At 57.9% G+C, this 12,929-nt stretch carries 6 protein-coding genes and 1 tRNA gene; all 7 read left to right on the top strand.

The features are described 5' to 3' along the window. Window positions 1–1,117 (top strand): glycosyltransferase family 9 protein (locus tag VLX68_03245; GenBank protein ID HUI91242.1); only part of this gene is annotated, 1,117 nt, incomplete at its 5' end. A gap of 19 nt (window positions 1,118–1,136) precedes the next feature. Further along, window positions 1,137–4,556 carry a hypothetical protein gene (locus VLX68_03240; GenBank protein HUI91241.1) on the top strand — a complete coding sequence of 1,140 codons (3,420 nt, stop codon included), beginning with the start codon at window positions 1,137–1,139 and terminating at the stop codon, window positions 4,554–4,556. Between the two features lie 408 nt (window positions 4,557–4,964). Continuing rightward, window positions 4,965–5,036: transfer RNA gene (locus VLX68_03235), tRNA-Lys, on the top strand. A gap of 776 nt (window positions 5,037–5,812) precedes the next feature. After that, on the top strand, window positions 5,813–6,409 hold the full coding sequence (locus VLX68_03230) for a hypothetical protein (GenBank protein HUI91240.1): 597 nt from the start codon (window positions 5,813–5,815) through the stop codon (window positions 6,407–6,409). Window positions 6,410–7,242: 833 nt separating this feature from the next. After that, window positions 7,243–10,671 (top strand): transcription-repair coupling factor, encoded by a 3,429-nt coding sequence (gene mfd, locus VLX68_03225; GenBank protein HUI91239.1) that lies wholly within the window; start codon window positions 7,243–7,245, stop codon window positions 10,669–10,671. A gap of 46 nt (window positions 10,672–10,717) precedes the next feature. Continuing rightward, the gene (locus VLX68_03220) at window positions 10,718–11,641 is read left to right on the top strand and encodes a peptidylprolyl isomerase (GenBank protein HUI91238.1); all 924 of its coding nucleotides are present in this window, start codon (window positions 10,718–10,720) and stop codon (window positions 11,639–11,641) included. A 4-nt stretch (window positions 11,642–11,645) separates the two neighbouring features. Then, window positions 11,646–12,929, top strand: coding sequence for a peptidylprolyl isomerase (locus tag VLX68_03215; GenBank protein HUI91237.1), 1,284 nt, complete (start codon window positions 11,646–11,648; stop codon window positions 12,927–12,929).

The raw sequence follows: 12,929 nt of genomic DNA, 5'->3' as shown, positions 1-12,929 counted from the left end.
TAAGCGATCCTTTATCATCCTGTCATTCATTATTTCCTTTATTTTATGGATTCCACTCCGCGTCCTCAATTTTCTTTTCTATCCGTCAAAAAAAATGCAAAACCCGCCTAAAAAAATTTTAATACAGGACGGCTATCTTTTGGGCGATACGCTGCAATATTCCCATACCCTTGCCGCGCTGCGCACGGCGTTTACAAACAGTGAGGTGCACCTTATCACCCGTCAATCGGCGTGCGAGTTTTTGTGCGCCAGCGGATGGGTGCACGGGTTTGTCCCGTTTTCCCCTCCCTGGCTTTTCAAACAGCCATTTGTGCGATCGGTGCGCGCCGTATATGCCTGCGTCCGTCGGATACGCGGCCAGCGTTTCGACATGGCGATCGATCTGGTCGGCGACATACGCGGGCTTGCCTTTTTGCTCGCCTGCAACATCCCCCGCCGGATATCGTTCAGCGATTTCGGCGGCGGGCCGTGGTGCACCAATGCCTATGCCACGCCCGAAAACTGCCGCCATCTCACGGCGCGGTGGTCGCACCTTGTTCATTGCATCACCGGCCGCGACGCGGAACCATGCGCCAAGCCGCTCTGGCCGGCATTGACAAAAGAAACTATTCCGGTTCCGGGGCCTGCGGCGGGCCGCAGGCTGGTGCTCGTCCATCCCGGCACGTTCAATCCGGAAAAGCAATGGCCGGCCGAGAAATTCGCGCAGGTGATCGACCGGCTCATGGCGCAGGAGAAACTCGAGACGCGCATCATTTGCGGGAAGGACGACGCGCCGGTTTCGGATGCCATTGTTTCCCGGCTCAAGGCACCGTGCCGGATTGTCTTCCCTACATTCGGCGAACTGGAGTTGCTCCTGAAACAGGCGTGCGTGCTGCTGTGCCTCGACAGTTTTGCGCAGCACGCGGCGGCGGCACTCGGCACTCCCATTGTTGCCGTCTATGGTCCGAGCAGGCCGCAGTTCTTTGCGCCGTGCGCAGACAACATCACGGTGGTATGGAACAACGGTGAGATCAAGCCTCCCTATCGGGAATGCACCGGCCCCAGGCCCGTTGCCGCAAATTCTAGCGATACCGTTTTTAACGCCGTTGTCAGGACGGCCCAATCAAATAAGGAATAGTGCTACGTTCAGGACAGGATTGGTTTTTTGCCTTGCGGTGTCGGCCGGGTTATGCGCCGGCCTCGACACCACCATTGTCGGCAACGGCGGCCCCGGGCCGTATCCGCTGGGACGATATTTCATCGACACGGCGACGATCCGCGTCACGCTGAAATCCGCATCGGTAAAGGACAGCGCCGGCCGTGCGCCGGCGGAATCGCTGTACGTCCCCTCGTTCACCTTTATTGACGAATCTAATTCCCTCCTGTTTTCCGAGCCGGTGCAGAAGGGCGTAACGCTCCGCGTCCAGTGCGTCACCCGCGATTTCGGCATGCCGCGGCTGTATTCCCTTTTTGAAAAGCGCTTTGCCGGCCTCCACGACACCGTGGTGCTCGTGCGCGATTCGCTGTTCAGGGCAAAGGCCGAGGAATTCGCGGAGCAGAACGTCACGCTGAGCGGGTACAAGAGCGTCAATGTGAGCGTGGGCACCGCGGGCAGCATGAACCTCGAGCAGGCGCTCGACGTGAGCCTGTCGGGCGAATTGGCGCCGCACACCGTTTTGTCGGGACACCTCACCGACCAGGGCACGAACATCGAGGGAACGCGCGAGCTCTCGGATTTCGACCGGATCTATGTCGCGCTTGACAACCCGCACTATTCGGTCGTGGTGGGAGACCAGTACGCCTACTGGCCAGTGCTCACGGGCATATTCACCGGCGACCAGAAAAAGCTCACCGGCATCTCCGCAGCGTACATGGGCGGCGAGCCTGGCGGCAAACCGGGATTCGCGGGCATTGCCTCGTCCCGGTACAGCGTCAAGGCGTTCGGCGCCATCTGCGGCGGCAAGTACACCATCCAGACCATCAAGGGCAAGGCGGGGCTGCAGGGACCCTATTACCTCACCGGCGAGGGCGAACAGAGCTTCATCATGCCGATCCGCGGCACGGTTTCGCTCACGGTAAACGGCCAGAAAACCGCTGAGGGAGACCAGGCCGATTTCACGGTGAACTACGATCTCGGCACCATCACCTTCACCCCCAAGACCCTCATCCGCGACGACGACATCATCCGGGTGGAATACCAGTACCGGCTGTTCGATTACCAGCGCATGCTGGCGGGCGCGAACGTGTCTGGGGCGCTGCCCGATTCGTCGGTGAAGGTGGACGGCGGGTTCTGGTACGAGGGCGACGACAAGAACCGTCCCCTCGACAATTCCATTTCCCCCAGCGACATGGCGCTCATAGCGCAGGCGGGCGACGTCCCGCCGCAGCACCCGAGCGGCCGCCTCATCGCTCCCGAGGAGGTGGCGCAGGAAAGTCAGGTGCGGCCGCTGTACACCCTCAGCGACAGCCATTACGTGTTCACCCCGTACGATCCCAAGCAGCCGGGCCAGAACGCCGGGTTTTACGCGGTGTGGTTTTCGGAGCGGGGACAGGGAAACGGCGCCTATGCGGTCGACACGGCGGCCAAGAACGCGCACCCCGAGATACCGGGCGCTATTTACAAATACGTAGGGCCCGGGCTGGGCACGGCCACCGATTCCACGCAGCTCCCGCTTCCGCAGGGCACGGCAAACGGCGAGATAAAGGTGTCTCTCGCGCCGCACAAGTTGGTCTCGGCGGATATTGACATTGCGGGAACAGACCAGGACAAAAACCTTGCCTCGTCGAAAGACGACAACGACAATAGAGGAGCCGCATCCAATGCCAGCCTGCTGCTGGGGAGAAAATCATTTGACAAGCGCTCGCTCTGGCTTTCGGCAGGCCAACAGTACATCACGCCCAACTTCACCCGGGAGGTGGTGAGCACCTACGAGGGCCGCCAATCCTGGGACGACACGACCAGCGACATGCGCACGGGACTGCGCCAGAACTGGCAGGCCAGCGCGGGTGGAACAATCCTGCCCGGAACGTGGGCCGAGCTCAACTACGGCCAGTTGCGGCACGACAACATCCTCCACACGGACCGGATCGGCGGTGCGGCGCAGGCAACGGCATTCAGGAATTATTCGCTCGAGTACCAGGGAAGCCTGTTTCGCCATCTTCTCTGGGGCGAAAACACCAGGCGCGACGACGTTGACGCGCGGTTCCCGCTGTTCGGAACCGCATGGCAGCTTTCGGCAGGCGACGAATGGCGCATGGACCAGGCCACGGGCAACTCCGGCCGGCTCGGCGCCGGCGCCACCGTGACCTGGGCGCCGTGGCTGCTGCGCGAAGCGGTGCTGTACCAGCTTTACCGGAAGGGAACCGGCAGCGAGCTTAGCGCGCAGGACACCGGACGGAGCTTCTCGTGGGACCAGTCGCTTTCCAAGGCCGTCACCAAGTCATGGAAGGTGGACCTCACGAGCCACTATCTTGATCTTGACATTTTCAACGCACAGCAGACCTCGACCGTGCTGGTCACCGCACAGAGCGACGTGTCGCCGAAGTCAAGCGGCTTCACCTCGCACCAGGAATACCGCGTCAACATCGAAAAGGCGTCCTCCTACCAGAAGGTGGGGGTCTACGCGCAGCCCGGCCGCGGCGACGCCGTGTGGAGCGATTCGCTCCACACCTACATACCCAAGGCGAACGGCGATTACTACCTGCAGGAGCGCGAGGTGTACGACAGCACCCAGCAGGGCAGGGCGCGCAAGACGCGCCTCCTGCTTAACTGGTCGTTCTCTCCTGTCAAGAAAGCGGGGAAGGGCATCCTGCGCGACCTGACGTGGATGGGCTCGCTCACCTGCGAGGAGCATCTGTCAATGTCAAATCCCCTGCCTGCCGCGTCGTGGGTGCCGGGGTATATGTCGCTGTTCTCGGCCAAGCAGCTGGGGGACTCGGTGGCCCTGCAGGTTTCGGACCTGTCGTATCGCCAGAATGTCGAATGGGCGCCCGACAGCCTCAAGGGTCTTCACGGCAAGCTGTATGCCGAGCCGTTTTCTAAAAAATTAACCGACTACTACGAGCAGGGCATCGACTGGGGCCTCGGGCTGGACCGGACAAAGGAACCGTGGTTTGCCGGCATCGAGGGCGGCACGCTGGAGCTGTGGAGAAAAGATTCCTACAAGGAAAGCGGCTACGACATCGGCGACCGGCACGCTATGCTCACCGAAAAATTCAATCCCCTGCACCCGCTTACGCTGTATTGCAAGGAGGCCGGCGGCTGGGCGTTCCAGGACTCGGCCGCCAATGGCGGCTGGTATTACCGGATCGTTCCCGGCGTGCAGTGGCAGGTGTTCAACAAGGGCCAGGTCGAGGTCTCATACGCCTATTCGTCCGTCGGCCTTAATAACATCATGGACCCCCGCATCGCCCAGGGCTTTGCCAGTGGCACCACCCACACCATCGAGGCGACGGGTCACGTAGACTTCGCCTCGCATTTTACGATTGATCTGAGGTACCATGGGGAGATAGGGAAGAATTATTATAACTCGACCGGACTGCACGTTTTGTCGATGCAGGTGAAGGCGTACTTGTAAATAACAACAATAATCAAAATTATCTGGTGGGGAAAGTCTCCCCCTCTGTCGTATCGGCAGAAGGTTGTTTGCGAATTTGGTATTGCTGATTGATTTTCGGTGCTGGATGGGCGCCGCAGCTGCTCATTGACTAACTGGAAGCGCGCCGCCCCGTTAGGCAGGACCGGAGGCCGCGCTAAAGCGTGGTGCTGCCCGGACGCACCGCGAAGCGGCCTCGCGCCGGGCAGCCCGAGCCGAAGGACGACGACCCTTGGAAGCACCCGAAGGGGTACGGCCGACCCGACCCTGAGCCCTGGCGAAGGGGAGGGGAACGCCCATCTCAAATGATTTTGGAAGCTCCAATCATTGCAAAAATTCTTGCAGGAGATATATTTTATATCACTTTTAAATTGCGCCGGCATCAGCAATGGGCTAGTAACTCAGTGGTAGAGTATCGCCCTTTTAAGGCGAGAGTCGCAGGTTCGAATCCCGCCTAGCTCAAAAATAAAATGCCTGTTTTCCTTCGAATATCAGTGGAAAATGGGCATTTTTTTTATTAGAAAATGACGGAATACTCCGTTCTGTAAATGGGGATGAATGGCGTCCAACAATTTTCATGTTTTGACATTTTATTACAGAAGCCCCGCCCTATGGGCGGGGTAATTCACTTTCAGAATTTTTATCAATCGCACTTTAGTACACTTAAACACGCTTTAATACCGGACTCGAAACCGGACACTTTAAATACCATAACTAATGGGCATGACACATTTTTTTCTCTAAGACAAATGGGAAACATCATTCTCAATCAGGCTATTTCCAGATACTAAGGTAATACCTAAAAAAGTTCGCATAGGAGCATCCCTTCCAAGAGTGGTGATATTGGCGCTATCCCAATAGATCTCACCTTCACTCGATATATACCCTTGCAAAAGGCCAACATCCAGACTATTTGAGTGCCTCTCTAAGAAAATGTTTCCCGCCAGAAAACATTTTATTTCGAGATATATGTTTAAGCGACCTCAGCCATTTTATATTTCTCCATGGCTGAACCGGTTCTCGATCCATCCTGTTCAATCGTAGAAGTCCCAAACGGAAAAAAACAGCAACTAAAGTATTTGATAACGGAGTTAAAAGGGCACTACAGATACTACGGCATACACAACAGCATGTTGAAAAATTGACTGTTGGAGCAGTGAAAAAAAATTGCTTCTCTCTGCTTTTTGCCATATATTTGGGAGACAGATCCATCAGTACCTCAAAATAAGGAGCTTGCTGTGGGCTTTAAAGCACGGCTAAATTACAGAATTATGGCAATAATCCTATTGATGTTCACTATGCGAATCCTGGGGCAAAACGTCTTACCTAGTCCATATTTGATAAGCCCCGCAAATGGCATAACAATGGATTCTGCTGTATGGAATTTTGTCTGGGTGCCGCGTATAGGTATCATTATGTACCAGGTTGAAATCTCTTTAGACACAAACTTTTCTTTCGGTAAAACACAATCTTTTTATGATACAATCCCGAATTGTATCGGTCTTCTAGATAGCACGAATTCACTTTTTGTCATGACAACGGTGAAAACTCAAGACACGGTTGTTCTTCCGCCAAATACCTATTATTGGCATGTGTGCGATGTAATAATTATGGATCCTACTTTGATTATGACGTCTGGTTGGTCTCCAACTTGGAGTTTTACAATTAATAAAAAACCAACAACGCAAATAATACAGCGTTCTTCTAAATTTTTTATTCCGGTTCCAATCTCTCCATGCATACCGCATTTTGATCTGTTGGGACGAGGTTCCACGATTTCTAAAGTTTCACGGATCATAGTTGGAAAAAATACAAGTTCAGTAGAAATTCATTGAAAGCGGTAACGCCGCATGGAAGTTAAAAACATCAAAAACATCATTGAACGCTGCCGCCGTGATATCACAGGCTGCCGTGAGAATCCTCAAGTGTTTTCTGGAAGAAAATGGTTCCGACTGTGCCAATAGTGTGGACAGGTCAAATTTCTTTCTTCATAGTTTCCTGCTTGAAACCTGTAAACATTAAGCCCGGCTGGAATCAAGGATTAAGCGTGCCCGGATTGATGTTGCTTCTGCCAGCCAGTTCAGATGTCTCAAATTCCCTGTAAAAAAAAGACGGGATTTTAGAACGCGCCGGCGCGCCGGACCACATGCGGCGCGCTTTATCCGGGGGCCGTTTTTCTTCATTATGCCAACAAAGCCGCGGAGCGAAGGAGTTAGGAAATTTCTCTAATCAATTTGATAACGAATGGACACCCGCTATTTCGGCGTCCGACAGGACCCTGTTGTAGATTCGAATGTCATCCAGTTTGCCGATGAATCTGCTGCCAGCGGGACAATATCCTATTTGCAAAGACGCTGAAGATCCGAATTGTGTTTCCAAAGGAGCGAGGGAAGCGGTTGAATCATCAAGCATGCCGTCAACGTAAATTTTCAGAACGCCGCTTGCATACGGCGACAAGGCAACCCGAGTTCAAGCCATTTTATAACCTTAAGCAGGAGAAGGGTGCTTGAAAATAGCCACTTTTCTTGTGGCAACTCTTCAACGCTTCTATCAACCGCGTCATCAATCTTCCAAGAATTATTTTTGCTTATTGACTACCGGGTTTCCCACACAGGTATCTATCCCTTTAGGTATTTTCCTGGTATAATTTGCTAAATCGGAATCACCCATGCCCATAGACCCCCTTTCCAAACTCCTCTCCCGCGGCACCTTCCCCGGCATCGCCGAATGGCTCGGCCGCAGGCCCGAGTCGGCCCTGTTCACCGGCTGCGCGGGCTCGAGCGACGCGTTTCTCGTTTCCAGCATGTTTGCCATGTCGGGCAAGTCCGTTCTCGTGTGCGTGGAGAACAGCAAGCGGACCGAGGTGCTCGCTTCCGAATGCGCGTCGTTGCTCGGCGAGGATTCCGTAGCTCTTTTTCCGTCGCGCGATGCAGTTCCGTACAATATGAAATCGCCGTTCGGGCCCGTGGTGGAGAGCAGGATCCGGGTGCTCTCCGATTTGTTAAACGGCAAAAAGGCGGTGTACGTGGCGCCGCACGCGGCGCTGTTTCAGAAGGTGCCGCCGCCCAGGGAGATTTTCAACAGGATCATCAGGCTCGACACGGGACGGGAGATATCGATTGCAACGCTGTCGGCGTGGCTCACCGACAACGGGTTCAGGCGCGAGACCGTGGTGAGCGACTTGGGCACCTTTTGCGTGCGCGGCGGCATCGTGGACATCTATCCGTTCATCAGTGACGGCCCGGTGCGGCTGGAATTTTTCGGCGACGTGATCGAGTCGATCCGCGAGTTCGACGTATTTTCCCAGAAAACCACGCAGGTGCGGCAATCGGTGGAAATTTTTCCCATGAAGGAATACTGCATCACCGGCGGCCAGATCGAAACGGGTCTTGCGGCACTCGGGAAATTCGCGACTGACAAGCACGGCGACGAGGGCGGGTTTTCAAAGCTTTCTCACCAGTGGAAAACACTTTTGGACCACGACGGCATCGAATGGTTTTTCCACTGGTTCTCGCTGCCCGAGGCAACGCTCTTCGATTATCTGCCGGGCGATGCCGTTTTCGTATGGGACGACCTTCTGCCGCCGGGGCGACGGTTTGACGAATGCGTGCAGAATTACTCCCGCCACCTTGAGCGCGTGCCGGCCGCGTTCCGGCCGTATGTGTCGCCGCCGGAAAAATTGCTCATTGCCAAACAGGAAATCACGGACGCCATCGGGCTTTTTGCGCGGGTGTTCGTAGGCACGGCCGAGGGCAGCGATGCCGCATGGACACATGCCTGCGCCATGGCCGAGCAGCCCGCGTTTCCGCAAGCCATGGAGCCGTTGATCGCCGATTTGAACGCCCATAACGCGGCGGGCGACGAAACCGTGATCGTGTGCGGCAACCAGGGATACGCGGAGCGGCTCCTTGAGTTGATCGGCCAGCAATGCCCTTTTGTAAAGGTATGTACCGGGTTTCTTTCGCGCGGCTTTGTCGACAAAACAAACCGGCGGCTGTACTACACCGACCTGCAGATTTTCAACCGGCAGCCCACGCGCCAGATCGTGCACAAAAAGGAGCGGCAGGGCGCCGCCCTTCCCTCATACGACGCCTTGTCGCCCGGCGATTACGTGGTGCACATCGACCACGGCATCGGCAAGTTCGTGGGCATCGAGCACATCGTAGCGGGCGGCGCGGGCCGCGACTGCATGGTGATCGCCTATCACGAAAACGCCCGGCTCAGCGTTCCGGTTGAGGATTTCCACAAGGTGCAGAAATATATCGGGAAGGAGTCGGTTGTCCCGGCCCTGTCGAAGCTCGGAACGGCAGCGTGGGAGCGGCTCAAGGCGCGCACCAAGGAATCGCTGCGGGAGATGGCGCAGGAGCTCATCGAGCTGTATGCCAAACGCCAGTACTACGAGGGCATCCAGTTTTCAAAAGACACCATGTGGCAGAAGGAGTTCGAGGACGCCTTCGTGTACGAGGAGACGCCCGACCAGGCGCGCGCAATCGCGGAAGTAAAGGCCGACATGGAGTCCAAGAAGCCCATGGACCGGCTCGTGTGCGGCGACGTTGGCTTCGGCAAGACCGAGGTGGCCATGCGGGCGGCCTTCAAAGCCGTGATGGACGGGTACCAGGTCGCGGTGCTCGCGCCCACCACCATCCTCGCGGCGCAGCACTTCGCCACGTTCAGGGAGCGCATGGCGGATTTTCCGGTGCGCATCGCCATGCTGTCGCGGTTTCTGTCGGCCAAGGAGCAGCGCGAGGTGGTCGCGAAAGTCAAGGACGGCGTCGTGGACGTCCTCATCGGCACGCACCGGCTGCTGTCCAAGGACCTCTTATTCAAGAACCTCGGCCTGCTCGTGGTGGACGAGGAGCAGCGGTTCGGCGTGCGGCACAAGGAGCGGCTCAAGCAGTACCGGTACAAGGTGGACGTGCTTTCCATGACCGCCACGCCCATCCCGCGCACGCTCCACATGTCGCTTATCGGCGCGCGCGACCTTTCCATCATCAACACGCCGCCGCGCAACCGCCTGCCCATCGAGACGCACGTCATGGAATACCACGACGAGATCGTGAAGACCGCGATCGAAAACGAAATCGAGCGCGGCGGCCAGGTGTACGCGGTACACAACCGCATACAGACGCTCGGCGGGGTGTGCGACCGGATCGAGGCGCTGGTGCCCCGTGCGCGGGTGGTGTGCGCGCACGGGCAGATGCACGAGCGCGAGCTCGAGCGCATCATGAAGGAATTCATCGCCGGGCGCTACGACGTTCTCGTGTCCACGGTCATCATCGAGAACGGGCTCGATATCCCGAATGTCAACACCATCATCGTGAACCGCGCCGACACCATGGGGCTGTCGCAGCTGTACCAGCTGCGCGGACGCGTGGGGCGCAGCTCGGAACAGGCGTTCGCGTATTTCCTCGCGCCGTCGTTCAAGGAGGCGCGTGAGATTTCGCTGCGGCGCCTGCGGGTGCTCGAGCAGTACACCGACCTGGGCTCCGGGTTCCAGATCGCCATGCGCGACCTGGAGATACGCGGCGCGGGAAACATCCTGGGCGTGCGGCAGCACGGGTTCATCGCGGCCGTGGGATTCGAGCTCTATTGCAGGCTGCTCGAGGAGACGGTCAAGGAACTGCGCGGCGAGGCCAAACCCGCCGAAAAGGAAAAGGAGCTTGTTCTCGACATCCCGCTCGAGGCGTACATTCCCACCGATTACATCGAGGACGGCGGCGCGCGCATCGCGGTGTACCAGGAGCTGTCGGCCTCGAAATCGGCCGCAGACGTTGACGAAGTCGAACGGGCAATCGCCGACCGGTTCGGCCCCATGCCCGAAAGCGTGCTGTCGCTTTTATTGCTCATGAAGATCAAGGTGCTCGGCCGCGTTGCCGGCTGTTCGAAGGTGAGCATTGCCCAGGACGGCATCTTGGGCATGTTCTTCGAGGGCGAGGCCGCGGCGGTGCGCGACGCCATCGGCCGCGTTTTTTCAAAATCGAAACGCCGTTTCGAGATCGTCAACGGCGAGCCGGTGCAGCTGCGCACCGCTCTTTCGGCAAGGACCGTGCGCGAGCAGGCGCTCGAGGCGCGGGACGTGCTTGCGCCGCTCGCATAAAGCGCATGGATTTGCCCAGCCCCATCATGTATTTTTTTTCACGCCTATGAAACCATTGAGCCTTATGTTCCGCACCGTTGCCGCGGTTTTTTGCATCACGCTTGCCGGCGCCGGCTGCAAAAGCAGGCCCGCGAGCCCGGTGATCGCGCGCGTCGGATCGTCGGTGCTGACACTTGACGAACTGTACAAGAGCATCCCGCCCGATTACAGCGATTTCATCACCCGCGAGCAGATCGTCAACTACGTGAAGCAGTGGGTCGACAACAAGATCCTGTACCACGAGGCGCTCAGGCTCAAAATAGACAAAGAGGAAACCATCCGCGAGCGGCTGCGGCGCATGAAGGAAGACCTGCTGTGCGCCGAGCTCACGAGCCGCAATGCCGTCCCCCTGCAGGACATCCGCGTGCCCGACAGCCTCATTGAAAAATACTACGGCGAGAACAAGGCGCGGTTCGTGCGCGAAAAGAACGTGGCGAAATACCTGCAGATCGTGTGCGACGACGCCGCAACCGCGCGCAAGGTCCGCGGCCTCGTGACGGCCGACAATTTCATGTCCCTCGCCGCGAAGTATTCCAAAGTGCCGCCGCCCGACGACAGGAATATACCGTATGTCAAGCTCGACGAGATCCCGCCCGAGCTTGCCCAGGAGGTGGCCGCCACGCCGGTGAACGGGACCACCGGCGTCATCAAGATCGCCGTCGGCTACTGCATCGTGCGGGTGCTCGACAAGCAGCCCAAGGGCGCGCTCTGCAAGCTTGACGAGGTGCGGGACGACATCACCAACATCCTCGCCGCAAAAATGCAAAACGCCGCGGTGGAGCAGCTCATCGCGTCGTTGCGCACCAAAATGATCGTGGAGACGCACCTCGAGGTGATCGCCGACCAGCACCAAAACGCCCCTGCCGAGGCTGCCGCGCCGAAAACGGCGGACACGCTTTCCGACACAGCAACCCAGGAAATCAAGGAGTGACGCCGTGAACCTAAGAACGGCATTTTCTTTTTTATTGGTGTTGGCGGCGGCTTCCCTTGCGCTCGAGCGGCTCGACGGCATCGCCGCGGTCGTGGGCGATTCGGTGGTCCTCCTTTCGGAGCTCGACGCCTATATCGTCGCCCGCCAGACCGCCGCGGGAGAGAAGCCCGACACCGCGGGCATCAAGGGCCTGCGGAAGCAATACCTGGGAGACCTGATCGACGGCAAGGTGCTCATCGTGCATGCGGCCAAGGACTCGAACATCGTGGTGAAGGAGACCGAGGTCGACCAGGCGGTGAGCGGCCATATCGCGCAGATCCTCCAGCAGAACTCCATGACCATGGACGCGCTTGAGCACGAGCTCAGGGACAAATACGGCATGGGCGTTAACAAGTTCAAGGCGCAGCTACGAAGCCAGGTGCAGGAGCAGTTGATAAAGCAGAAGGTGCAGCAGCTCTACGTGGGACAGGTGAACGCGAGCAAGAACGACGTACAGACTTTCTACCGCGACTACAAGGACAGCCTTCCCGCCATCGGCGAGAGCGTGCTGCTGTCGAAGATCACCGTGACGCTCACCACGGCCGATTCCCTGCGTCAGGCCGCCTATGTCCGGATCGGCGGCATCAAGCGGCGTCTTGACAAGGGCGAAGATTTCGGCGCGCTGGCCAAGCAGTATTCGGAGGACGCGTCCGCGGCCGACAGCGGCGACCTCGGGTTTGTGGCCAAGGGCACCCTCAGCGAGCTCAAATTCGAGGAGGCCGCCTTCTCGCTCGGCGTGGGCCAGATCAGCGACGTGTTCGAATCGCGGCTGGGGTTCCACATCGTGCAGGTGGTTGCCAAGAAGGACCAGATGGTGCACGTGCGCCAGATTTTCGTGCGCGTGACGCCGCCCGAGGCGGCCGTCGTTAAAATCATGGCGCGGCTCGACTCGGTGAGGGCCGCGGCGAAAACCGGTGACGATTTTGCCGCCGCGGTGAAGCTCCTTTCCACCGACGCCGAGTCCCGGGCGCACAAGGGGCGCATGGGATGGATTCCGTTGTTCAGCCTCTCCGAGGCGCTGCGTGCGGTGATCGACAGCCTTCCGGTCGGCGGCATCAGCGAGCCGCTGCGCGACGGTAATGAGATCACGCTCTACCGCCTCGACGACCGGAAGAAAACCAGGCAGCTTACCCTGGAAGACGACTACGAACTGCTCGCCGACAAGACGCGGGAAATCTTGGCGCAGAAGAAGCTCATCGACCTTGTCAGCAAATGGCGCCGCGAGATATACGTTGACATAAGGTTATAA

The organism is Chitinivibrionales bacterium, from assembly GCA_035516255.1.
Taxonomy (GTDB): domain Bacteria; phylum Fibrobacterota; class Chitinivibrionia; order Chitinivibrionales; family FEN-1185; genus FEN-1185.
The sequence above is the reverse complement of the archived record's forward strand: the minus strand, read 5'-3'. Positions and strand labels throughout refer to the sequence as shown.